This window comes from Paenibacillus sp. AR247 (genome assembly GCF_002968895.1).
Taxonomy (GTDB): domain Bacteria; phylum Bacillota; class Bacilli; order Paenibacillales; family Paenibacillaceae; genus Paenibacillus_AQ; species Paenibacillus_AQ favisporus.
Genome location: NZ_PCZT01000009.1, coordinates 278,279 through 302,373, shown reverse-complemented (window position 1 = coordinate 302,373; position 24,095 = coordinate 278,279). Strand labels below are relative to the sequence as shown.

Below are 24,095 nucleotides of genomic sequence, written 5' to 3'. Positions count from 1 at the left end.
TTATATAACGTTAAAATAAGACTATTTAACACAAAAACACGTATAAGGGAAAAACTCGGGATCGTAATTCTCCTCTTGTCGTCACATCAAGAGCAAATTTTTATTAACCAAAGCCAGCTTTTTCCTCCATAGGAAAATATAAGCCACAGCTCGGAACGGGAAGTCCGTGGACAATCGTGCAGATCTAGACATAACTAAAAACATGGCGATCTTAACGACATTGTACCGACGTTCCGCCGCGGTTCCCCTAAATCAAAGACAAATTCCTTTTCTAATTCTAATGAACCATGCCTTCTCCGACATCCGAATCCGAGGATCTACCCATATGAACGGCCAGCTTTAAAACTAAATAAGCTATGACTTGGCCTAAATAACTGTACGGATGAAAAAACATTTTTATATAACAAAAAAGCCCTCTAATGATCATGAACACACTATAGCTTGCGGAAAACCACGCTTATCCACTGAATATCCTTTTGACGATTGGACACTCAGTGGATAATGATTTTGAACCTCAATTTGATTACAGTGTAACCGACTCCACCCATTATCTGTCGCCCCTTTTAAATAAGGTAATATAGTGTATGGAGGAACCTTTACCACTGATAGGGAAGGATCTATGGGGAGAACAACCCATTTTTAACCTGAGATTTATTCCTCTTTCCCTGTTCTACCCTTATATCGATGAGAATGAGGAATTCTACCGTTTACTGTTGTGTAACCCTCAAAATCATGGTAATGCCCACCCTCCGGTAAGGGGATTGCCGGTCCTGTTGTTCCTCGAACATAATGAATATGCTGGTCATTAAATGAAGTCTCCACATTGTAATGGTGGACATGGGGAACCCCACTGGGGGCAGGGTCTGTGGTTCCAGCGTAATGATGAAAATGTCCAACATCAAACGAAGTGTCCCCCGAAATCGGATGAACATGAAGCCTAACCGGTCTTCCATCCCATGAAGTAATAAGGAGACTATGAGCATGTTCAGAACCAGAACCTTCAGAATGAAGCAGTAATCCTGTGATTGGTATTTCCAATAAATTTCCCTCCTAGATTGATCTTTTATGTTTGTTCAAACCGCCATTTTAGAACAATATTTCCCTTTTGTTTACCTTCTCTCCGGATAATGAACGTTCAAACATATCCAGAATAAACAAAAACCTTTCAGCTTCCCGAAATACATGATCTGCCAATAGGGGATGAATGATGCTTTTTATACGGCATTCTTCGATTAAATCTCGGGCTGTCTTCTTAAAATCCCGTAATGACTTCACAGAGACCCGGTTCTCATCTACAAACTGACTCAATAATGGAACTGTCTGGGATTGAGGCCGCATTGAACTTAAATCAATTGCTTGATACATAAGGGTGTCAAATTCATGGCTAAACTCTCTAGCCTGTTCAACAAGCTTCCTTTCCGAAGGATCCAGAAGGTGGCCTATAAACTTAGCGTGATCTGCCATGATTTTGAGGAAGAAAACATTCTCATCAATAATGGCATCATGTAGAGGTTCGAGCCTTCCGGAATTCAGTTCCTCCAGTCGGTTTCTAAAGTAGTTGGCTTCCCGGCTGATATGATCAACAAGCAAAGGGAAATTATTCTGTCCTGGCAGCTTACACTGCAGGATTAGGCCCAGAACCTTTCTTTTAAAAGCCCAAATATGAGCCGCTGCGTTGTGTACCTCTACGTTGAATTCCCTAATGGTTTGAGGATCGGTGTTTACTGAAAATGAATGGGCTCTTCTTTCGATATCTTCAAAAATAGCTTGGAATTGGTTAGCTTCGCTTATTAGTTGTGTATCTTCACTCCTAAATCCTAATCGAAGGAAAAACGAATGTTCCTTCATGATACGTGACCAGAATCGAATTTCGTCTAAAGACCGTTCTACAAATACGTCTGGCAAAATTATCACTCCTTCTCGATTGGGTTTAAGCCACAAAGTTACATTATATGTAGAATATATTACGTACGCTTGTTCCATTATGCTGAAAGGTGTATTTTCTGATTAAATATCTAATTAAAACCCTCAACCCTTTTAAGTAAGAAATTGAAGGCTTCTGCTGGCAGCATTTCTATCCATTGGAGCAAGCGTTACCTGGTATTTCAATGTTCTTTGAACAGGATAATAAAGGATCTTAACCAAAAAACAAAGGCCGCCTATTCGGCTGCCTGTTTTAACAAAACGTTCAATTCGCTCACCGATCTGATCGCGAATATGTTGAAAAAACAGCCCACATCTCTTCATCCATACCTTGGGCTCAAATCCCCAGTGTTCACGTTTAACGCTCAGCGGAGTATAGGGCATTTGTCTGCTGCATCGCCACAGAGAGCACCTACTAAAGATAACCTTTCGGATGCATGGGTTGGAACAGTGATAGGAATATTAGGATCCCAGTTGCAATTACCATGGTTAGTTCCAATCGCTGCTGTTTTGGTTGGACTATTAATTTGTAAAACTGCTTGGGATATTTTTCGTGAATCATCCCATTATTTATCAGATGGTTTCAATGAACAATTATTGGATCAATATAAGGACACTGCATTGACGGTACCCGGAATTAAGGGCATTAGGGAAGACGTGCAAGAAACTATGGCAATAACTCTGTAGTGGATATCGTGGTTTTGGATCTACAAGTTGCTCATGATATTTCAACTGCAGTCGAAAATGAGTTAATCAAACAACATGGTGTATACGAAGTGCATGTCCATATGGAACCAACTGTTCAATACGTTAACGAGTAATTATCTATAGAGCAATCAAAAAAACCAGTTGCTGGGTCTTTCCCGAAACTGGTTTTTTACGTTATAAGGCTGCATTATCAAAAGCTGACTAACATATTGAACTAAGTCTATGGTTATATTACCTAGTAACGAATTTTAACTTGTAAAATATCTTTACCATTTTGCCCTGACGCAATCAAAACAAATTCATATGATATCAATGTACCTTATAGATTAAGGAGGTAATGACATGGGTGAAGTTGGCGGCTTTGGCGGTCTTGGCACAAGCGTGGCAGCTATATTAGTGCTGTTTATCTTGTTGGTAATTATTACAAAATCGTTCTTCTGAGGATACTCCATTAGACCCCGTTGAAACGGCTGCGGGGTCTAATTTCGGTTTATAGACCATGTACAAGTTAATGCAGAAAAATGAGGTACAGGCAATTTAAAAAATCCCTAATTAACTTCTCTTTGCCCTTGTGTAGACTATGACCATGTCTCTTCCTCATTCCCCGTCTTTCCACTATCACGGTGGGAATGTGGAATTCTCCCGTTTACTGTTGTGAAGCCTTTAAGACTGTATTTTGCGTCTTATTTTATCGTTACTATCAATTTTAATTTTATGCCATATTTCTTGTAAGGAATTATCCTTGAATTTTGCATTTTCCAACAACTCATTAACATTGCCATATGCAGAATACTCTTCATTTCCAAATTTAGTTACGTGCCATCCAGTATTATTGTAGCTTATAGAATATCTATCTCCATCCAAAAGGAATTCTATTTCATGCCCCATATTTAAATCTTCGATAAACTCTTGATAGGTATATTCCAAGGTTAACACTCCCTTTTCTTGAACGGAAACTTCCAGAAAATGGGCGGAGAGACGAAAGAAAAAATCAATCTCTCGATCAAGAAGTTAGGTTACCAAGTGAACCCGGTGGCCAAAAGCCTAATTACTGGCAGAATGCACACCATTGGGCTTGTTTTATCCGATAGTATCTATGACGGCGACGGTTACTTTGAAGACTTATACTTCCTCCATTTTGCCAAGGTCATCAAGCAGCAGTTAAAAGCATTGGGTTATAAGATTATCCTACTGGACTTTGAAGAAATCTTTATGAATATCCAGATAGTCGACGGATCATCTTCAAAGCAACGTTGGAGACGGAAAAATTCATGCCCCGATTAATGGATCTTAACGTGCCTGTCATTACGGTAGGACGCCACAACTTATCCTACGGCGCGCATGTGCTGCGCGTCAACGACTATCAGAGCGGCCAGATCAGAGTAAACCACTTGTTATCCCGAGGCTATGACAAGCTAGTCATTTTAACATATCCGCACGGTCATGTCCCTGGCTTTGATGACCGGCTCAACGGAGCCAGCGAGTCACTGCAGCAGAACGGCAAACTGCCAACCGTCATCACCGGCGATATGACAGAAGCCTTTGGTTACGATACAGTTATGAAGTTGGCCAAAGGCAACCAACTGCCCCAGGCGTTGTTTTGCTTAAACGATATTTCCGCCATTGGAGCGTTGAAGGCTTGTAAGGATTTGAATCTGAGCGTTCCGGATGGGCTTGCTGTTCTGGGTGTCGACGATATGCCTACCGTCTCGGAACTGCTAAGCTTATCGACAATCCGGCATCCCAGCAATGAATTGGCCGAGGCTGCGTCGAAGCTAATGATCAAATCCATTGAAACCGATGGGCAACGCCTTGAACCTGTCGAAGAGGTATTCCCGACAGAATTGATGGTACGGCGGACCAGCTGATATTGGCGCTTGCCAAAAAAAGAAATAAAAAAGATCGAGCTGAGGACAAACCGATCCTCTGCTCGATCTTTTTGTTTTAACCTCTAATCGAGATCGTTACATCGCTAAACTGAGCACTGCCCTGATTGACAAACAAGCCAAGCTTCCCTTTAGGTATATCATACATTCTGGCGCTCATGGCTATGTTTTCATCCACATAAATTTCGCATATCGATCCATCGATAAATACTTTGATTTCGTAAGGACGATCGGGAACCAAATTGACAGGGCGCTCCAGTTCAACTTCATAAGGGAACGTCTTACCGCCTTCTTCCGATTGCATGATATATCCCCGGAAGGTAATGCGGTCCCGCTGTGGCTCCAAGGTGACGTAATAGGCATCATCCAAGGTATTCTCTGTCCGCAGCATGAACCCAATCCCTTGAGTTTGCTCGGAGAAAGAAATTGTAGCGGATATTTTGCATTGATCGGGCAAATCATCCCGGGTGATGCAGCCGGCAAACCCATACGGTGACGTACAGGAAAGTGAGCTACCCCTATGTTTCCAATCTCCTGCAATTTTATCGAAATGTACAATCAACGGCTTTGCGAATGCGCCATCCACGGTTTCCGGCACTTTTACACCAAGGGTCCCATCCGTACGCTGAACGATTTCATGTACAATAAGGTTCCCACCCCAATCCCATGTGTCGTAATCCTTGCCGCGAGACTTCGGCGGATTCCAGCTGAATAAATCGTCGTTTTTCGTGGGTTCCACCCGAATAAAAAGCGTTTTTCCCCATCCGAAACAGACTTGGCTGCATAAAAGGCACGGCCGTCGAAGGTATCCTCCTTTGGGGTTATCCAAGGTCCGTTTAAGGAACGGCTCATCCGGTAAAAGGTTGCAAAGCGCCCAGTATAGGAAGAATAGATTAAATACCACCAATCCCCGATCCGAAACAAATCGGGACATTCATGTGCCCCAACGTGCAAATTTGGAGCGTATAGAGGTTCACGATGCTCCCAAGTTTTAAGGTCTTTGGATGACAACAGCGCGGTACAGCCTTTTCGGTTAGTAGACCCTTTCGACATCGCGGCAAGCAGCATCCAGTATTGACCTTCCTCTTCATTCCAGAATACGAAGGGGTCACGCCAATCAGACATCTCATAGATACGGTCATCAGCGGTAAAAGTATCTTCCGGGATGGGATCCCAGTGCTTCAAGTCATCGCTGATCGCATGGCAAACGAGTTGCTTACCTGGAGGAAACACGCAGTAGAACATATGATAGATATCGTCCACTTTCAGAATATGGCCGGTTCCGCCTTCAATCTTGCAGGCTCCATCTTCCCGATAATTCACAAAGTCCTTTGTTCCTATAAGATACCAGCCGTGATCAAATCCCTCCCTGTAGTTATCTCGCCAGCCGTGCAAATAAAACAGCTTAAACTCCCCGTCTTCATAATAAGGGATTACATCCCCTACCCAGGCATTCTCTGGCCGATAGAAAAATTCCCTCATTGTAATTCCTCCCCAAGTTTCAAATGATCTAAGCGTTCAATCCATGGAACAGGCTTATAAGCATCGCTTGTCCCCCGCTCCTGATACCAGTAAACGGTGGCAGCATATAAACATTCGTTATTGAGCCCCCATTGATTCGCTTTGTATTTCTCGATAAATCCCTCAAAAGAGTGAATAAAAGGAACGTTGTCGCAAATATGAAATCGGTTGACGGAAGTGTGGCCGTTTGCATCCAATTCGATGAAGGGCTGACTTGCGAAAGCACTGTCAAACATCGGGAATGGCGGCTCGGCTGCCCAAGCGTAGCCTATGTAATCCTCGCTGCCGGTTCCGAACGTAGACGGAAAAGATTCACCATCCACAAAAAATTTCTCATCCCCCTCTCCCCACCACCAGTCAATGGTTTTTCGGTCCCATTGTCCGTACCACCAGGTTTCAGGCTCTTCATCTGGTTTCTCCCAGGTATTATAAACATGCAGGTGAACACCGCAGAATCTTCCCCGTCCTTTCGCCAGCAGCAGAGGCCAATCCGGCCAGCGGTCTCCTCCTTCCTTAAACCGCTCCGTATCCAGATCCAGATATTCATCCCGATGCCATTTCGCATGAAAACGAAGAAGTTCATCCGTGTCAGACTTTGATAAAGGAGTAAACCGGATATCCGCCGTAATTTCGCATGCTTCCGTCCCATCATTCTCGATTTCGATTCTCGCACTTTCCGAAAAAGGCATGTACCAATTACTGTACATTTCATGTTCGTTCATCCCCAAGGGCAGAGACCGGTACGGCTTGATCCCTGGAGCGCTGCCAAAAAAATCACCCAGGGGTGCCCATACAGAAGGGATTTCCTCGTTGTCCCATTTCATCGAGATGGTCAATTGCCTGGCCAGCTTCCGCTGCAATGGTTCACTCTTTCGTCTAAGGTCGGTCCTGATCCGAATCATGGAGATCGAGCCGGCCCCTTGCTTATCAAAAATTACTGCCCTGCCTCCTGCTGGAACGGATACCGTAACGCTCTCGTCTATAGACCCACCCGCTTGCGCAAAAGAATATGTTCCCCTTTGCTGCAACACGCGGTCCGCTTCGGCCAATGCAATTGCCGATTCCTTATCGAAGCTGCCATCAAAGGACGGCATCCTAACCCCGACAGGGAAAACGGTGTAGGTGATATGGTAGTAAGCACCCCACCCTTTATCCAGCATTACTTTGCAATGTTTCTGAAAAGGAATGGGAATAAAGCTGTTTCTGCCGCGGGATAAGGTAGGCGTCAGACTCGGGAAGTTGGCAGGTGGCCCTTCCCGGTTGAATGTGTCGAAATAATCCCGAAACGGCTGATCGATCACAGGAGTATCGGCATGATCTATAAAAATCCGGATATGGCCCTCCGCAGGAAGCGCTGACCAGACTCTCCAAATCACGCCGGGTCCATCAAGTTCCAAAGCGACGATGCTGTACCATGCCAAAAAAACGCGGATATGACAGGTTCACATGAACATCCACAACCTCTAATTCCGACATCGCTTTATCCCTCCCTTCAGGTCTCATTAATATGAACAAAACTTAGCATATCCGTTCACCGAGGTCAAGATTCCGTTGCTTCTGAAGTAAACTGTTTTATAAAAAAGTCTGCCGCGGTTAAGGATACAGCATCAATTCAGGCTCAATGTTGCCATTAACGGTAGATGGTCTGAGGCTGCTGGGATCTTGTTAATGACTTCAACGGAAGCAATCTCTATATTCCGGCTGGTGAAAATGTAATCAAGCTGCATAACGGGACGTAACGATGGAAACGTATTGCTAGGCGTTTTTGCCGCCATATAACAATCCTGAACAATTCCCGCTATGGTGCTCCATGCCTTACCTCCCCGTTTCATATTCCAATCCCCCGCAATGACAACAGGTGAACGATCCTCCTTAATTTTGCTCGAAATAAATTCAATTTGTTTATTACGTCTGCGTGGATTCAAACTGAGATGGGTGACATACATTTTGAGTGGCTTATCATTTATGAGTACATCAGCTTCCAATAAAGATCGGCCTTCGATCATACCAGATTTCATAGGATGATTTTTCTCCGATACAATGGGATAACGAGACAAAAGGACATTTCCATACTGTCTGATCATGTTACCCTTCTTTTTCTTGATGGTGATCGCTGCCCCAAAAGCTGCATTCATCTTTAATCGTCCGGCTAACCATGATACTTGATCCAAGTAATGGCTTCTTTTGGAAAAATACCTGTCTACTTCATTTAGAGCGATAAGGTCAGGCTCACTTTCTTCTATAGCTTCGGCAATTCTGTTCAAGTTTATTTTTCCATCCGTCCCTTTCCCATGATGAATATTGAAAGTGACAACCTTGATCTGCAATTGAATCCCCTGTCTTTCTGTTTTGAAATGAACGTTTTGAGTATTTTGAACATAGCAATGGCCAGAATCGTGGATGATTCCATTTTATTCTTAACAACACGTTCCGTAAATATCAGGGGAAACGTATATGAACACCTAAAGCTAAAACAAAAAAGCCTGCAAACGATATATGCTCTTGTCGTCTTACTATTACCTTAATAATTTCCGATAAAATAACGCAAAACGTCCCGGCACCGAAGCTCCTCCGGTACTGGGACGTCAGTATTAGATCATTGCTTGGCCTGCTACTTGCCCAAATTATCGCTCCACACCTCGATAAGCGTGTTAACGCTCCGATTGAGCGTTGTTTTTGCTTGATCAGAAACGTCATCCTGCTTCTGCTCTTTATTCAGCTGCTTCAGCAAATTCTCCAGATGCTTGATCCCCTGCTTCCAGTCCGGCTTCTTTTTGCTTACAGCATCGGCGGCATGCTCAAGCTCCTTATCCAGCTGCTTCCGGATCTTCTCGTCTAACTGTCCGGCTGAGCCAAACTCCTCCATCAACTTGCCGATGGCAGGAGCGTTAATGGGAGCGGGGAGAACTGTGAAATTGTCGTAACTCGTTTCATTCATGTACGTCCGCATGCCGACCTTGCCGTGTGTAAATGGTCTGCCGCTGCGGTCCGTATAATCGATAACCGGCTTGCTCATATCATCGACAAATACTTGAATGCGGGCACCCTGCGCAACGATTTTTACATGTTTCCATTCGCCTGATTTCACCTCGAGCGGCTCCCCTGTCAAATAGGTCCAGCCGTAATTCAGCTTGCCGAGATGAACGCCCTGTTTGTTCAGGTACGCGACATATCCCTGCACGAAATCCGCATTGTTCTGGTTCAGCTCCTTGCCGTGAGCCGGGTTGCTCGCCCGGAACAGAATGCCTGCGTCGCCTGTATCGCTAATCAGCTTGATATCAGACTCCACGCTGTAATCCGACCAATTGGCATCTCCGATCAAGGTTTTCCCAAAGCTGCCGACCGCTGCTTGATATTCACCAGTATGAGCAGCTTTCGGTTCGATCGGATTCTGATGAATTCGTATTCCCTGGAAGTCAAATTCACCTACCACGGTTTCGACCTTCAAGGTATGTGTGCCCGCCGGGAGATAAATGCCTTGCTTCGTTGTTGTCGCCCAGTTCTCCCAGGTGACGGAATTCGGGATATCGACTTCACCGGTCAGATCGGTTGTATCGTCGAGCCACAGCCGGACCTTCGCCCCATCCATCGATGTAGCGGTCACAAAATCGACGTTATACACGCCGGCCTTGGCAACGTCTACGTTGTAGGCCAGCCATTCGCCGGTAGCGTTCCACCCCACATTGTAGCTGCCGCCCGCATTTCGGCGGATGTCGACCGCATCGTTCCGGTATTCCGTACCGATGTTAGCGGGAGTCAGATCATGGTAGCCCTTACCTTCGCCGCCTGCCTTATAATCAGCAGCCTGGATAAATCCGGGCAGCACGTGCGGCTTATCGAACTGGGTGAGGGACAGTCTCGTCATGTCAAACTCGCCTTTGACAATTTCGACCTTCAGTTCATGATCACCGGCCGGCAGCTGGATACCGGATTTCGTCACCGACTTCCACTTATTCCAGTCACCGGATGCAGGAACGTTCAGTATACCAGTCAAATCAGTTGTGTCATCCAGCCACAGCCGGACTTGTGCATCCTTAAACGTCGTAGCTGCCCACAAGTCGAGATCGTACAATCCCTCTTCCGCGACGCGAATGTTGTACTTCAGCCATTCGCCGGTTTGATTCCAGCCTACGATCTGATCGCCGGTTGCAGCGGATCGAATGTCGACGCTATCGCTGCGGTATTTGCCCCCAATGTTCTCAGGCGTCAAGTCATGATAGCCTACGCCTTCACCGCCAGGCTTGTAATGCTCAGCCTCGACGACGCCGGGCACGGGTATCGGCTGATCACTCCTCGTCAACGCTATGCTTGCAAAATCGAATTCTCCGCGGACCGTCTCCGCTTTTAGCGTATGCTTACCTGCCGGCAGGGTAACACCGGATTTGCGCACCACATTCCAGATATTCCAGTCACCGGTCTTCGGAATGTCTACGATGCCGGTAAGATCCGTCGTGTCGTCCAGCCAGAGCCGGATTTGACCTCCATCCATCGTAGTTGCTACTTTGAACTCTGCGTTATAGGCTCCGGCTTCCGCTACGTCAATGTTAAACTTCAGCCATTCACCCGTCTGGTTCCAGCCGACGTTGTAACCGCCGCTGGCCGAATTGGAGCGAATATCGACCGAATCTCCCCGGTACTCGCCGCCGATGTTTTGGAGTGTATTCTCATGATAACCTACACCCTCTCCACCAGAGATATAGTGGACTGTGCCAATCGTTCCCGGGATCGGATGATAGGCGTCATAAGCCTGCTCCTCCTCGGCTATGTCGGACTTCACGCTCCAGAAGCCTTCATACCGCTGCCAGCCGTTGTCTTGTCCATCATCGAAGTTATCATAGAGAACCGGATCGTCCACGTGCCGGTGGAACGACAGCTTGTCCAGCGAGGTCGTGCCCGATGCGGCAGTGACCTTCAAAATATGCTCACCTGCCGGCAAATCTACCCCATTCAGCTGTGCGGTTTGCCATCCTGCATCAGCAGTGTTAGTGTCTTTTGTCAGCTCAAACTCGCCTAGCGGCTGTCCACCATCCAAAGTGAGCTGTACTTTACTGCCCAGAGCTGCATCTGCATAAGAGAGATCGATATCGTATTTGCCTGTCTCCGCGATGTTCAGCCGGTATTGCAGCCATTCGCCTTTCTCGAAAGCAGTGACATGTGAGGTGCTGTCATCTGCTGTGGCCGTATCCACGCCATCTCCACGGTAATCGCCGATAGTATCCGGCGTCTGGTCGTGATAGCCGACTCCTTCGCCGCCTGGCAGGTAATGAACGGCTTCAACTTGACCCGGAACCGGTTTCGCGGCATCAAAATCGCTGCTTCCGTTCACGTCGTTGCTGAAAGCAACATAACCGAAATTAGCCTTCGCATTCTCCGTGACGTAACCGATACTGCCGCCGCCAAGCTTGGCGCTGCGCGTCTGCTTCAGCATGCCGTCGACGTAGATTTTGAACGCGTCCCCTGCTTTCTCAACCCGGATATTATGCAGTTTTGTATAATCGTACCCTTCCGGAAGCGTGCTCTCCTCCCATCCCAGATCGGCGCCGTTCACCCGGAACTGCGTCTTCAGCGAATTGCTCGCAGGATCTAACAGCGCTGTACCGAAATCGTTATCCCCCTTGTAGGAGAACACGGCCCCGAGCCGCTGGCCTTCGGCTTTGCTGGACTCAGCCAGCTGCAGGTTAAATTCTGCAGTATAGCTGTTTCCGGTCTCAGCAGTGGTCAACAGCCTGCTTGTACCGGCAGCTTGCTGATGCAGAAGTCCCGAATCCATGCTCCAGTTGCCACCGTCCGCATTCGTCCACGCCGTGCTGAGTTCCGTACCTTTGAACCGGTCCTCAAAATCCGGCATCTCCGGATCCGGCTGTTCGGTTGCCGTCGGTCCGAGCACGGACATTTTGTCACCGTTGAACACGATCCGGTCCATCCCCATATGGCGAAGAGGTCCGACAATGCCTTTTCCTTCGAGATTGTGGTAAATAATATAGCGGGCATCCAGGTTCGGGCCAACGACGACCGTATTATGGCCGAGACCGACGGTTGGACCTTCCGTACTGATCAGAAGCGGGTTGTCCGTATCACGCACGAATCCCTTGAGCGGGTTTTCGCTGACCGCGTAGTCGACTCGATAGCCTTTGCTGAATACATGGTTGCCGGTATACGTCATATAGTATTTGCCGTTGCGTTTGAACAGCGTAGAACCTTCCGTCCAACCGTTCATGCTTGCACCCGTATTAACGCTGTTACCGATCGTCGTCGGCGTAGGCATTTCAGCTGCGAGAATTCCTTCTCCGTTCGCATGATAGAAATACCACTTGCCATCATCGTCAATGAAGACGTTGCCATCAATCGAATGCCCCAAATTGCCCGTCTGCACCGTGAACGGACCCGTCGGGCTTTCACTACGCAGCACGTAATGACCATTGCCGGCAGGAGAGGTATACATATAAAAATATCCGTTCCAATAAACGACTTCAGGAGCGTAGGCTCCCTTCGTAACCGGATCGGTTGCGGCCAATCCTCCATAGCTCCAGTTGACAAGGTCAGGAGAGCTCCACACTTTGACCCCGACATCGGTATCTCTTGTGCTCACATACAAATAATATGTACCGTTAAACTTCAGCACGTAAGGGTCGCCAAGTCCATATTGCCCCCATTCGTCCGGCAGCGATGCCGGGTTCTTATAGGCGAATGCCGCCTGAGGGGCAAACAAGAGCAGCACACACATCACGACCGCAATACTTCGTTTTAATATCAAACTTATCACCTCACTGATTTTATTAAAACGCTTTCATAGTAAAATGATCGTATCGATCTTCACCTGCACCGATATCCCACCACCTCAATTCATCCAATATATTTGTAATACATCGTGAGTATATCGGCATTATCCAGGCAAAGTCAACGGTTTATTTCAATTATCTTGTAATATTCAAAGAAATATCTGTTTTTTTAGCTTATCATACAATATTAATGTAATAAATGAGATCACTATAGGCATGACTCATAGCCCGCTGTCACCATGAGCGGTAACTTTGTACTCGTAGATTTGATAAACCTCCGTCAGATACATTTGGTGTAGGAAACCAGATCCAGCATTGAGGCATCAATTCGTTGAACAAGAAATATATACCAAAATGAATATCTTTTCAGAATGGAATTTCGCAGAATAATCTCGAATGGTTCTATCTTAGTTCGGTCACTCTGACAAAAAAAGGACCCATCCACATTGGATCGGTCCCTAATTCATTCTTTTTACGGCTTGGCATTTTTGTTTATCTTCTCGAAGTATGGTGCCAGCTTAGAGACTAGCTGCTCAAACCGCTGCTGTTCTTCTTGGGTCAGCTTCTCCTCATGTTTGACCCCTTTTTCATCGGTGATCTTCAGCTTTAATTGGATCAGCTGCTTTATCAGCACCTGATACTCCTTAAATTCATCTTCGTTGAGCTTGCCTTTTGCTGCTTGCAGCATTCCCTCAATCTCTTGATAATCTTCCTGTGTGCCGCCGTGCTGTTCAATGGTTGAAACAGAACCGAATAGATCATCGGCTAGATAGGAAGAAGCAAATACCGCGGACGGAATCAGGATGGCTATTGCGGCAATACCTGCGAGCACTCGTTTTTTCATGGGAGATCTACCTCTCTTATCGTTTGCATACTGATGATAGGACTGTCGGACACGACCATACAATTCGGGTGGGCACTGCATCGAATCCGCCACCTGGCGAAGCTCTTCACGCAATTCCTTCTCAATGGACATACGCGTCTCCTCCCGTCATTTCGATCCGTTTCCGGAGTTCTTTCATTGCCAGGTGATGCCTGGATTTCACTGTGCCAACGGGGATCTGTAGAATGTCTGCAATTTCTTCCAGAGCGTAGTCGTGAAAATAGCGAAGGATGACGACCACACGTAATTTGTACGATAATTGGCGGACAAGGCTGAAAAGTTCATGCTGCATCTCGAACTGCTGCACAGCTTTGTCCGTCCAGTCGAAATGTTCACATGTCATCCGGCGGTTTCGTTCAAAGAGGCGAATTCGCCGCCATGTTTTTCTTTTCCAGTCTTGGACTAGACGGACTGTAATCCCGTGCAACCAAAACCGGAACGGCCGGTTCGGGTCGTAGGTATGAAACGTACGCCACATGCTCATGTAAACTTCATTCACGATATCTTCAATGTCCTGTTTGTTGTAGACGAGAAAAGCAACCGTCCGATAGACGTCTTGGTGAGTCGCCTGATAGACTAGCTGAAAGGCGGACTCGTCGCCCAACTTCGCTTTTTCAAGCCACGATAGTAACTCATTATCATTCATAGGGGCCCCTCCTGAACGTGTTACAACCCTTAATTCGCTCTCATGGGGAAAAAGGTTCAGTACGAGAATAAATTTTTTTGGAGATATTGTAGGAAATACTTCAGGATGACCCTTATAGGATTTTCACACCTATATTGTGAAACAAAAATAGCCGCTGCTACGCGGCTTTAAGGATGAATTATATATCGGAAGCTTTTGAATAATATCTGAATAAACATTGCACTCAATCAACATGAAACACACCAATTACGGATTCACCATTAACGTCATACAGCGGAATATCACGACCATCTGGTGATCTACTGTTCTGTATTGCAATGGCTTCCTCGGGTGATTTAGGTAGCTCATCGTCTAAGTCTTTTTTCAGCACATATCCTGCAGTGCCATCCACACCAATAGCCCTGATTAATTCAGGTTCCATACCAGGAGAAGCAGCATCTGCGCTAGAACCGTACGTCTGTCCGTGTTTATTTTTAGGAAAGTTCATATTCTTGGCGCCAACATGAAAAGTACCAATTACCGTTTTCCCATCAACATCATACAGTGGAACATCGCCAGGTTCACCGAGGTAATCTTTTTTCAGCAAATACCCTTGAATACCATTCACACTTCCTGCATGGATTAAATCAGGCAGCATATCAGCGGAATTGTCCTCTTGAGCAGAACCGTACGTTTGCCCATGTTCATTTTCAGGATAGTTCAGAGAATTTGTGTGGCTTTGATTCATTGTACTTTTAGCAGCCGTGCTTTGGAATGCCATGACACTACCCACTACAAAAACGATAAAACCAACAGCAATCAATATTCTAATGCTTGAAAAATACATCCTCACATTTGTTCACTCCTAAACATTTCCTCGCTCTTCACTTTATAGCAGTTATAATTAATAAACGCATCCAAATAATAGAAGGTTACACTTATCTACATTTTAGCTTATTGATCAAATTGATTCTTTCGTAGCTTACAAACTCAAAAACCTCCAACCCTTATTGCAAGAGGTGGAGGTCAGATCACATTTTCTAAATTTGTTATTTAAACTATACATTAACTCATAATGTAATGATCCAGGAACGAATTTCGAAACTTCCCTGTTGGATCGTATCGAAGCAGCAACTGACGGAATTCCTCTAACCGCTCATACCGGGCTTGTAATCTTTCCGGCTCCATCGTAAACAGCTTCGCCCAATGCGGGCGTACTCCAAACGGTTCCAGTTCATGTTCGATAAGCGGAAGTAACTCGCGCACCCGCTCCCATTCCGGCTTCCATGTAAAATGCAAACCAACGCTGTCTTGATGGTAGCACGGGCTCATCCAGAATGTGTCCGAAGCAATTGTTCGTATCTCGGAAATGAAGAGCAGAGGCGCAATTCGATCACCCAATTTGCCTAGCGCATGTATCGCTTCAAGTGCATGCCGCCTTGGAATGAAATATTCACTTTGCAGTTCGTTGCCCGCGCTGGGGGTAAAATCCATGCGGAAATGAGGCAACCGTTCGTACCATGGTCCCGGAGCGCCTAACTGCTCGCTACAGTTTACGACAGATTGACCAGAAACCATATGCCGTTTTTCCGGAGCTGGTAAAGCCCCGAAGAAATGGGATGGTGCCTCATCCTCCCCGTTTGTTCCCAGCTTTCGTTTTACCCACACTTGATTGAATATGGGCCCTGCCCAATTCGTAAACAAGCTGACACTGTATGCGGCAGATAAAATTTCTTCGATGTCACTATCCAGTGCAGAAAAAGGAAGACGTTCATATACGGTCTGACTTACCTGAAACGAAGGTACTAAATCCAGTGTAAGCTTAGTGACGACTCCCAGTCCGCCAAGTCCGACGACCGCCCCATCAAACTCGGGGTCAACCCCGCGCGTAAGTACCGCAACTTCTCCATCCGATTTCATTAGCTCAATAGCACGTACAGAAGACGCCAGGCTTGCATTATGGACGCCCGAGCCGTGGGTAGCTGTCGCCACGGCGCCAGCCACGCTAATGTGCGGAAGCGACGCTAAATTATGCAACGCGCAGCCATGATCATTTAAATAGCTGCACAGATCGCCATACCGAATGCCACCCTCGACAGTTACGATGTTCTGTTCTCGGTCGAGATCGATGACCCGATTCATCTTTCGAAGCGAGAGGTGGCTGCCACCAGTGTCGGCAATTCCGTTAAAAGAGTGACGCGAGCCAAGCACGCGTATGCTTCTGCGGTTAACTACCAGATCCTTAACCTCTTCAATATTTTTAGGCTCAAGCAGCTCCAACGAGCTGTAGCGATAGTTCCCGGCCCAGTTCAACTGATCTCCCATAAGACTCTCCTATTTAACATGCTAATTTTTGTCTGAATCAACTTGATTATTGAGGTATTCGGCATTGCGTTCCACAATCCTGCCCATTGGCTTAATTAACCTTTGAAAGTAGTAGTCTTGCTTAAACTCGAACCTTGTACTTGGTTAGTGGCGCGATTTATACGATAGGCAATACCAGCGTCCTGCTTCTTGGTTTGAATCCTTTGGCCTCATAAAATCCGATCGCATCTTCATTGAATTCGGCTACATGCAATTCGATACTGCTAAACTGCTGCGATTTTGCGAGTTCTTTAATATAGTCGATAAACTTGCTTCCGATATTCTTCCCTCGATATTCTTCTGACACACAGATATGGTCAAATTCGATATATCTTCGTTCTACATAAGCAGCCCTCTTCGGTGCATCCATGAAAAGTAATATGGTATAGGCGATTATTCGGTCACCGTCTTCCCCGATGAAGACCTTTACGTTGTCGTCGTCCAACAATGAAATATAATAATCGTAATCGAGCGGTTTATCGCAAGATCTGTAGATGTCCGGACGGTTCTTTGCATGGATCCTGTATAATTGACCAACGAGCTCGTTGATGGCATCAAAGTCCTCCGGTTTCGCCTCTCTTATTTTCCACTGCAAGTCTAGCTCCTCCTTTACACGGCACAGATACTTCTCATTACCCTGGGTTGACGAGTATAATGCAGATTAGCGGCCAAGTTACATTTTTGTCTGGATAGCAAGCATGTGTCCAAATAGGTGTCACAACATTCTGTGGTAAGGTATTTACAAAAATAAAGGCCAACTCGTTAACCGAGTTGGCCTTTTCATTTACGAACTGCATTCTGTATTGCTACGGAATTTCATTTACTTGCAGTGGAAGCGCGTTATTTCATTAATGCCTGAGGTCCAACATCAACGGTCGTGAGCGGCCGATTGGTTATGGATTTGCCGGAGCTATATTCATCTGCGCCCACATCCGGCGCGTATCTCATCTGACCGTCCATATCGTCCAGAGCAAGCAGCGGGCTGATGGCCGCATCGATGGCCGGACTGTATACCGACAACCGGATTAACCCGTCATTACCGCGAACCAGCCTCAGATCCTCTTTGCGGATTGCCCCGCCAACAACGGGATTGTTCGAAATAGGCGCAATGCCTTCTATCTTGTTCCCTTTGTATTCGGGTCGTTCCTGAGCCGGTGCTTTCATCATAGCTTCGGTCTCATTAAACATGGTGCCCGCATGGCTGAAGATCAAATTGTTATAGATCTTCGTCCCAACCGGCTGATACGTTCTTCCACCGAGGGTGAACACAGGCGTGTTGTTGCCGACATTCACAATCGTATTATGGTAGATTTGGACGTTATACTGCCGCCAGTGTCCACGCAGCAGCTCTGTTCTTTCCTCCTCCGGAAGGCTGTTTAACACAGCGGTTTGTTCATTCTCTCCGCCCCAGCGGACGGTCGGGTTCGTTCCGCCTTCCGGTCCCCCGTCATGCGTGCCGCCGTCAAGGCGAATAATTTTATCTGTTAGCCCCTCCATATAATTGTTGAAGATTTGATGATCGTTGCCATAGATCCGGAAGCCGCTGAGCCCAGCCGTTTTTCCATCGCCGAGAATAAAATTGCCATAGAAGCGGTTGCGGTTCCCGTGACGGGATACGATCCCGCCATACGAATTGCGCACCGTATTGTAGCGGATGACGTTATCACTGCTTTTTACCGAAATGATCTCGTCTTCGCCGTTTAACCCGTCAAATAGATTATGCTGGATTGTCACATAGCCTGAGGATAATGACAAACTGGATAACCCAAGGCGAATCGCTTCCAGGCCGTTGCTGACCCGTGGGCCGATATCATGAAAATGATTGTATTCAATTACATCGTATTGCGAAATGCTCTGTCCGCTGTGGCCCTCGCCGTCATAGATCACCACAGCGCCAAATCCCTTCTTGGGACCGATGTCGTTATAAGCGATGCGGTTATGGCTGCTCGTACCTTCAACCCGGATATAATGTCGGTTGGTTCCATTGTCGGTTAGCAGCTTATCATCTTCATACGGTGTTGACCCGCTGTAAACTTCACCGCTCGGATCATAGCTGTTTTCTCCATAGCGGCAGCTTCCTTTGATGTTGACCAGGCACCACACGGAATGCTTATCTGCCTGGAACCGGTACGGCTGACCGGTCTCATCAAGTGCGAAGGTGTTGCCCAGAATGGAGATATGGCTGGAGCTCTGCAGCTGCACGCCAGGATGGACACCCGTCAAGGATCGGTTTTCTAATCCGCGTTCGATCAGGGTTTGATTTCCCGTCTCATCTCCGATGCCATTCCGGAATTGGAGTCCCGATACCTCGATGTAGCTGGAATTCTCAATGTGCACGTAGCTGTTCCCTGTAATCACCGCTTTTCCGGATTTCGCTGCCGTTACCCGGATCGGATACGCTGCGGTACCATGCTTATCTTTGATGACGAATGGGCCATTTTGTTCATAGCTGCCCTGCTGAAGCTCAATCCATGTTCCGCTGACGGCTTCATCAAGAGCCGACTGCAGCTCCTTGGCCGTTCGGACCTTAATATGATTGAATTCAGGAGGTTTGACCTCCCCTTCCTTAACACTTCCCGCATCAGGTGGAGGAGGGGCCGGTTCCCCTGTCTCCGGCGGGTTTCCTGCATACAGCTCCACTTCCATAATGCTGTTCCAATTTCCCGAGCTTCCGCTGGCACTGTTTCCATATCCCGTAAGACGAAGGTATCTCGCCTTCACCGGACGATCAAACACATAGGTCTGCAGGATGCTATCCTCCGGCTGGAGCTGACGGCTGGAATGCTTGCCAAGAACGACCGTACCCGTCGCGAAATCAGGCGTATCTGATGCAGTGATTTCAAAGCTGGATAGCCGTTCCCGCGCGTTTAAAAAAGCAATGTTCGCATAAGTTACCTTTTGCGGTTGCCCCAGGTCAAATTGAAGCCATTCCCCCTGCCCGGATGCAGACCAGCGGTTTTGCTGGCTTTCCGCGTCTTCTCCCCAGATCCCATCTACCACATTTTCAGGTACGTAATTCGTGTTCGGCTGGTATGAGCTGGCCGTCACACCGCTCACTGCTAGTTTCATATGGCTGCCTCCCGTTTCATTCGCTGCTCCATTCACCTGTGAAGGTTTTCGCTGCTCCATTCACCTGTGAAGGTTGTAACGTTAATGACCCTGATAATAGCATCAATAAAAGTCCTATCCCTATTCGGACCGTAAGCCTATACCTGATCGTTTGTTTCAGTAACTTACTCAAAACGCCACACCCCTTCCTTTAATTAACGTTGTAAATCGCTAAAATGCACGATGAGACCAGCCCCGCAGTTTCGCTAGCGCCTCCACATAATAATAATCCCCGTAGATCAAGGATACATTGACGTTGACTCCTTCCGGCTTATGCCCTGTCGCGCTATGGAGAATTCCTTCGTGCTTATCGTCGCCGAAAGTGGAATACCGTTCAGATAAAGAAGCGATTATCCGCGTGGCTGCATGATGATATACAGCCCCCACTTCGGGAGATGTTAATTCCGCGAGCTCCAGCAGGCCTGAAGCGGCAATGGCCGCCGCAGAGGAATCCTGAGGCTCGGTCTCCTGGTTCGGCACACGGAAATCCCAAGGCGGAACCATATCCTCTGGCAATGAAGCGATAAAGTGGTGTGCCACCCGCTGCGATGCCTGGAGATACTTGGGCTCCCTCGTGCACCGGAATAGGTTAGCCATGCCGTATAATGCCCAAGCATTGCCTCTGGACCAACAGGAATCCGGAGCATAGCCCTGTCCGCCTTTATATTCCAGCAGCTCGCCGCTTGCGGGATCAAACACGGCCACATGGCAGGTAGAACCGTCTGGCCGGACCATATGCCGTAAGGCCATGTCGGCATGCGCTTTGGCTATATGGCTGAACCTCGGATCCCCGCTCTCGTCTGCCGCCCACAACAGAATGGACAAATTCATCAGGCAATCGATGATTGCCCATCCCGGGAGATCACGGTTCCAAGCCCGCAGGTATTGGCCAGCCAGGTTGAACCGGCCAGCCAGAAAGTTGGCAGCTGCCAATCCCCTCCTTCTGCCATCGGCGTCGCCGGTTAATTTAAATTTCAGGATCGAGGTCGGCAAATATTGAAAACCGACATCATGATGAAAGCGATTCTCCTCCAACGTGATCCGTTCCATTCGGATGTCCCAGTCCCACGCTGCATCAAGGTACCTTTGATCTCCTGTCATATCGTAATAAATCCAAAGCATTCCCGGCAAAAACCCCGATATCCAGTTATCCAGTGTCAATCCATCGTATTCTCCGGATTTTGCCGCATGCGGCGCAAGCTGAGGTTCCTTTTGCATCAAACGATCCACTTTTTGCTGAGCCTGCATCCACCATGTCTCCAACTGCTGATCATTTATGATCCCAAACTTATTCATCGTAAACCTCCTTTGGCTACTCAACTTTTTTATCCCTTAATCGCCCCAATCAAGGCCCCTTTGACAAAATACTTCTGAAGAAATGGATAGACGAGCAGAATCGGAACGGTGGCCACGATAATCGTCGCATGCTTGAGCGTTTCACCAATAATGGCAACTTCTCCGCCGCTGGCTCCAGTGGCCATGGAGCTGGCATCATTGAGAAGCAGCAGCTCGCGGAGAACCAACTGAAGCGGATACAGCGATCGGTCCTGCAGATAGATCATTGCGTTAAACCATGAGTTCCAGTGGCTGACCCCGTAGTAGAGCAGCATCACGGCCATCACCGGCATACAGAGCGGAATCATAATCCGGAAGAGAATGACGAACTCATTGGCCCCATCGATCTTTGCCGATTCTTCCAGGCTGTCAGGCACAGCCTCGAACGCCGTTCTCATGATAATCAGATTAAACGCCGATATTGCCTGGGGGATCATCAGAGACCACAGCGAATTCGTCAGGCCAAGCCCTTTTACCGTGAAATATAGTGGAATCAGGCCTCCGTTAAAAAACATCGTAAATACGATAAACAGCATGAGCTGCTTACGGTAACGTAGTCCCTTGCGCGATAACGCATACGCCCCAAAGGCCGTCAGGATGATATTGAGGACAAGTCCGCCGGCAAGAATAATGAAGGTATTGACGTAGCCCTTAACAATCATCGGGTTTTCAAACACCAGCTTGTAAGCATGAAAATTGAACTTTAGCGGTCTCCATAATATCCCGGAATGCTGCATGTACAGCGTCGGATCGCTTAATGAAGCGAACAGAACATAGACCAGCGGGTAAACCGTACAAATTGTGATAACCGTTAATAAGGTATAGTTAAAAGCATCGAATGCTCTCTCACCTAAGGATGTTCGGCCAATTCTTCGTTTCATGAGCGGGTTCCTCCTACCATAAGCCTGTATTGTTCATCTTCCGGCTCAACCAGTTGGAGCAGATGACCAGCATAAAGTTGATGGCGGAATTGAACAGTCCTACGGCCGAACTGAAGCTGTAATCGAACTCCTGCAGTCCTACACGGTACACATATGAACTAATCACATCCGCGGTTTCATAGGTCGACGGATTGTATAGGAGAATGATTTTCTCCCCTCCCACATTCATGACTCTACCCATTTCCAGAATGAACAGGATGATGATCGTCGGCATGATTCCCGGTAATGTCACATGGAGCATTTGCTTCCAGCGGCTTGCGCCGTCCATTTTTGCCGCTTCATACTGCTCCTGGTCGATACCGGCTAACGCCGCCAAATAGATAATGGTCCCCCATCCGATATTTTGCCAAATTCCTGATGAGACAAAGATCGTACGGAAATATTGGGATTCAAGCAGTAAAGAAACACGCTCCCAGCCCAACAATGCCAGCAGGTCGTTAATGATCCCATCACTCATCGTAAATTCTTTTATCATGCCGCATACGACAACAAGCGATATAAAATGCGGCATATAGGTAAAGGTCTGGACGGTCCGTTTAAATACCGTCTTTCTCACTTCATTCAGCAGAAGGGCGAGAATCAGGGGAGCGGGAAATCCAAATAGCAGCTCATAGAAGCTGATCAATAACGTATTTTTAATGACACGCCAGAAATAAATGCCTTCAAAAAAGGACTCGAAGTGTTCCCAGCCTACCCATGGACTGCCCATGATTCCTAATCGCGGGGAAAAATCTTTGAAAGCTATCAGGGCGCCGTACATCGGATAATAGTGAAAAATGGTGAAATAGAGCACGCACCGGTGTCAGCATTATATAGAGCCAAGGATTTCTTCGGATATCCTTTAGAATTCCCCAGCGGATTAGGCTCCTGCTTCCGGAAGTGGTCAATAGAGCCGAATGCTGCTCTTGAGGCGGATGTTTCGCCATGCCGTTGTCACTCCTCATGATCAATCTAAAGCCCGGGGAAAGCGGGCTGTCCATCGCCCTCCTCCGGGCAGATCAACACTACCGCTCGTTATACCGATCCAGCGCATTCTGATAGATTTCGACCGCCCGATCAATCCCGAGCTTCTTGATCTGCGTGACGTAAGCATCATAATTCTCCATCGGTTCCTTGCCAACGATGAACTTCACGAACATCTCTTCCTTATAGTTGCTTACGTCCGTCAAGATTTTGCCGAGCTCCTTGCTCTCCTCATCCGTTGGGGTGAGGAAAGCGGGCAGTGTATGCTTTTCCGCGTCTGTATTAGACCATATTTTAACGGCCTCATCCTGCTCAGGGAACGTATTCCAATTGCGGCGCTCATCCGCTTCATACGGACCATTCGGTTTGGAGTATTGGGATACCATTTGCTGCAGGCTGTATTTCTCGTTATTTTTGATCAAATCGGTATACACCGGAGTTCCGTTGTCCATCGAATAACTCTCGCCTTCAATGCCGAAATTGAACAGCATGGCACCTTCATCGCTGTATGCGTAGTCCAGCCACCTTGCGACCAATTCCGGATTTTTAGCGGCGGTTGTAATCGCTTTGCTTGGTCCTGGGTTGTATTTAAAATCACGTTGACCCGTAAATGGAACCTCCCCTTTCTTTACCGTTGGATAAGGGGCACCCACCAATTTAAACTTCGGATCCTGTTTCTTCATGGCATCCATCCACTTGCCCAGACCCCCACTCAGCAGCGACACCGTTGCTCCGGTCTGGCCGGTCAAAATCTTGTTATCCAGAGCTTTGCCGTCCGTAAGTGCAAAATCCTTATCGAACAAGCCTTCGGCAAACCATTTGCGGAACAACGCCAGGAAATCCTTGTACTGCGGATCGACCGGACCATACTTCACCTTGCCCTCGTCATCAATATAAAAAGAGTTGGACGTATGATAGGCACCGATAAAAGCATCCCGGATTTCAAAATTCCCTCCCGTGTACGTGACGCTAAGCGGAGCTTTCGCCCCTTTCTGATCTTTGAAAGCTTTCAAGGTGGTTTCCCATTCCGCAATCGTGGTAGGTACAGGCAAATTCAAG

The 24,095-nt window shown here is 47.3% G+C and carries 22 protein-coding genes and 1 pseudogene; 5 read left to right on the top strand and 18 right to left on the bottom strand.

Going from position 1 to position 24,095, the window contains the following annotated elements; all coding sequences use genetic code 11:
- Positions 1–651: 651 nt before the first annotated feature.
- Both CPT76_RS09280 and CPT76_RS09275 read right to left on the bottom strand, forming a co-directional pair.
- Positions 652–1,038 (bottom strand): YmaF family protein, encoded by a 387-nt coding sequence (locus CPT76_RS09280; RefSeq protein WP_105442711.1) that lies wholly within the window; start codon positions 1,036–1,038, stop codon positions 652–654.
- 48 nt (positions 1,039–1,086) lie between these two features.
- Positions 1,087–1,905, bottom strand: a complete 819-nt coding sequence (locus CPT76_RS09275) for a DUF2935 domain-containing protein (protein WP_258168237.1) — start codon at positions 1,903–1,905, stop codon at positions 1,087–1,089.
- A gap of 402 nt (positions 1,906–2,307) precedes the next feature.
- Between CPT76_RS09275 and CPT76_RS41325 the strand changes: the two genes are divergently transcribed.
- The 3 genes from CPT76_RS41325 (at position 2,308) to CPT76_RS36575 (ending at position 3,072) form a co-directional block, all read left to right on the top strand.
- Positions 2,308–2,610, top strand: coding sequence for a cation diffusion facilitator family transporter (locus CPT76_RS41325; RefSeq protein WP_308737551.1), 303 nt, complete (start codon positions 2,308–2,310; stop codon positions 2,608–2,610).
- The gene (locus tag CPT76_RS41320; RefSeq protein WP_308737550.1) at positions 2,610–2,744 is read left to right on the top strand and encodes a cation transporter dimerization domain-containing protein; all 135 of its coding nucleotides are present in this window, start codon (positions 2,610–2,612) and stop codon (positions 2,742–2,744) included. The genes CPT76_RS41325 and CPT76_RS41320 overlap by 1 nt, the downstream gene beginning before the upstream one ends.
- A 229-nt stretch (positions 2,745–2,973) precedes the next feature.
- Positions 2,974–3,072 (top strand): sporulation protein YjcZ, encoded by a 99-nt coding sequence (locus CPT76_RS36575; protein WP_145156462.1) that lies wholly within the window; start codon positions 2,974–2,976, stop codon positions 3,070–3,072.
- Positions 3,073–3,294: 222 nt separating this feature from the next.
- Here CPT76_RS36575 and CPT76_RS09260 read toward each other — a convergent pair whose 3' ends face one another.
- Positions 3,295–3,558: a hypothetical protein gene (locus tag CPT76_RS09260; RefSeq protein WP_105442709.1), complete on the bottom strand. Its 264-nt coding sequence runs from the start codon at positions 3,556–3,558 to the stop codon at positions 3,295–3,297.
- Positions 3,559–3,597: 39 nt separating this feature from the next.
- On the opposite strand from CPT76_RS09260, the gene CPT76_RS39275 reads away from it, so the two are divergent.
- Together CPT76_RS39275 and CPT76_RS09255 are read left to right on the top strand one after the other, a co-directional pair.
- Complete coding sequence (locus CPT76_RS39275) at positions 3,598–3,915, top strand: hypothetical protein (protein WP_258168236.1); 318 nt, start codon at positions 3,598–3,600, stop codon at positions 3,913–3,915.
- The gene (locus tag CPT76_RS09255) at positions 3,903–4,499 is read left to right on the top strand and encodes a LacI family DNA-binding transcriptional regulator (protein WP_258168235.1); all 597 of its coding nucleotides are present in this window, start codon (positions 3,903–3,905) and stop codon (positions 4,497–4,499) included. Before CPT76_RS39275 ends, CPT76_RS09255 begins: the two co-directional genes overlap by 13 nt.
- A gap of 76 nt (positions 4,500–4,575) precedes the next feature.
- Here the strand turns inward: CPT76_RS09255 and CPT76_RS09250 are convergent, their stop codons facing one another.
- The 15 genes and pseudogenes from CPT76_RS09250 to CPT76_RS09180 all read right to left on the bottom strand — a co-directional run.
- Positions 4,576–5,115 carry a GH32 C-terminal domain-containing protein gene (locus CPT76_RS09250; protein WP_181152757.1) on the bottom strand — a complete coding sequence of 180 codons (540 nt, stop codon included), beginning with the start codon at positions 5,113–5,115 and terminating at the stop codon, positions 4,576–4,578.
- 2 nt (positions 5,116–5,117) lie between these two features.
- Entirely contained in the window at positions 5,118–5,999 is an 882-nt protein-coding gene (locus tag CPT76_RS09245) for a glycoside hydrolase family protein (RefSeq protein WP_105442707.1), read from the bottom strand.
- Positions 5,996–6,898: a glycoside hydrolase family 172 protein gene (locus CPT76_RS39270; protein WP_258168610.1), complete on the bottom strand. Its 903-nt coding sequence runs from the start codon at positions 6,896–6,898 to the stop codon at positions 5,996–5,998. Before CPT76_RS39270 ends, CPT76_RS09245 begins: the two co-directional genes overlap by 4 nt.
- 747 nt (positions 6,899–7,645) lie before the next feature.
- Entirely contained in the window at positions 7,646–8,365 is a 720-nt protein-coding gene (locus CPT76_RS09235) for an endonuclease/exonuclease/phosphatase family protein (protein WP_105442706.1), read from the bottom strand.
- A 284-nt stretch (positions 8,366–8,649) separates the two neighbouring features.
- On the bottom strand, positions 8,650–12,801 hold the full coding sequence (locus CPT76_RS09230) for a carbohydrate-binding protein (RefSeq protein WP_258168234.1): 4,152 nt from the start codon (positions 12,799–12,801) through the stop codon (positions 8,650–8,652).
- A 488-nt stretch (positions 12,802–13,289) separates the two neighbouring features.
- Positions 13,290–13,793 (bottom strand): DUF3600 domain-containing protein, encoded by a 504-nt coding sequence (locus CPT76_RS09225; protein ID WP_105442705.1) that lies wholly within the window; start codon positions 13,791–13,793, stop codon positions 13,290–13,292.
- Positions 13,783–14,346 (bottom strand): sigma-70 family RNA polymerase sigma factor, encoded by a 564-nt coding sequence (locus CPT76_RS09220; protein ID WP_105442704.1) that lies wholly within the window; start codon positions 14,344–14,346, stop codon positions 13,783–13,785. Before CPT76_RS09220 ends, CPT76_RS09225 begins: the two co-directional genes overlap by 11 nt.
- A gap of 223 nt (positions 14,347–14,569) precedes the next feature.
- On the bottom strand, positions 14,570–15,178 hold the full coding sequence (locus CPT76_RS09215; protein WP_105442703.1) for a hypothetical protein: 609 nt from the start codon (positions 15,176–15,178) through the stop codon (positions 14,570–14,572).
- A gap of 212 nt (positions 15,179–15,390) precedes the next feature.
- Complete coding sequence (locus CPT76_RS09210; RefSeq protein WP_105442702.1) at positions 15,391–16,650, bottom strand: FAD-binding protein; 1,260 nt, start codon at positions 16,648–16,650, stop codon at positions 15,391–15,393.
- Between the two features lie 157 nt (positions 16,651–16,807).
- Entirely contained in the window at positions 16,808–17,284 is a 477-nt protein-coding gene (locus CPT76_RS09205; RefSeq protein WP_181152756.1) for a GNAT family N-acetyltransferase, read from the bottom strand.
- Between the two features lie 245 nt (positions 17,285–17,529).
- Positions 17,530–19,758 (bottom strand): chondroitinase-B domain-containing protein, encoded by a 2,229-nt coding sequence (locus tag CPT76_RS09200; protein WP_181152755.1) that lies wholly within the window; start codon positions 19,756–19,758, stop codon positions 17,530–17,532.
- Positions 19,759–19,968: 210 nt separating this feature from the next.
- Entirely contained in the window at positions 19,969–21,093 is a 1,125-nt protein-coding gene (locus tag CPT76_RS09195; RefSeq protein WP_105442699.1) for a glycoside hydrolase family 88 protein, read from the bottom strand.
- Between the two features lie 29 nt (positions 21,094–21,122).
- Positions 21,123–22,013: a carbohydrate ABC transporter permease gene (locus CPT76_RS09190; RefSeq protein WP_105442698.1), complete on the bottom strand. Its 891-nt coding sequence runs from the start codon at positions 22,011–22,013 to the stop codon at positions 21,123–21,125.
- Between the two features lie 13 nt (positions 22,014–22,026).
- Positions 22,027–22,882: pseudogene (locus CPT76_RS09185) on the bottom strand (ABC transporter permease).
- A gap of 195 nt (positions 22,883–23,077) precedes the next feature.
- Positions 23,078–24,095 (bottom strand): type 2 periplasmic-binding domain-containing protein (locus tag CPT76_RS09180; protein WP_146116192.1); only part of this gene is annotated, 1,018 nt, incomplete at its 5' end.

Bases quoted from the DNA above. Each gene is read 5' to 3' on its own strand.
- CPT76_RS36575 (WP_145156462.1), top strand. From the start codon at position 2,974: ATGGGTGAAGTTGGCGGCTTTGGCGGTCTTGGCACAAGCGTGGCAGCT.
- CPT76_RS39275 (WP_258168236.1), top strand. From the start codon at position 3,598: ATGGGCGGAGAGACGAAAGAAAAAATCAATCTCTCGATCAAGAAGTTA.
- CPT76_RS09255 (WP_258168235.1), top strand. From the start codon at position 3,903: ATGCCCCGATTAATGGATCTTAACGTGCCTGTCATTACGGTAGGACGC.
- CPT76_RS09245 (WP_105442707.1), bottom strand. From the start codon at position 5,999: ATGAGGGAATTTTTCTATCGGCCAGAGAATGCCTGGGTAGGGGATGTA.
- CPT76_RS09225 (WP_105442705.1), bottom strand. From the start codon at position 13,793: ATGTCCATTGAGAAGGAATTGCGTGAAGAGCTTCGCCAGGTGGCGGAT.
- CPT76_RS09220 (WP_105442704.1), bottom strand. From the start codon at position 14,346: ATGAATGATAATGAGTTACTATCGTGGCTTGAAAAAGCGAAGTTGGGC.
- CPT76_RS09210 (WP_105442702.1), bottom strand. From the start codon at position 16,650: ATGGGAGATCAGTTGAACTGGGCCGGGAACTATCGCTACAGCTCGTTG.
- CPT76_RS09200 (WP_181152755.1), bottom strand. From the start codon at position 19,758: ATGAAACTAGCAGTGAGCGGTGTGACGGCCAGCTCATACCAGCCGAAC.
- CPT76_RS09195 (WP_105442699.1), bottom strand. From the start codon at position 21,093: ATGAATAAGTTTGGGATCATAAATGATCAGCAGTTGGAGACATGGTGG.
- CPT76_RS09190 (WP_105442698.1), bottom strand. From the start codon at position 22,013: ATGAAACGAAGAATTGGCCGAACATCCTTAGGTGAGAGAGCATTCGAT.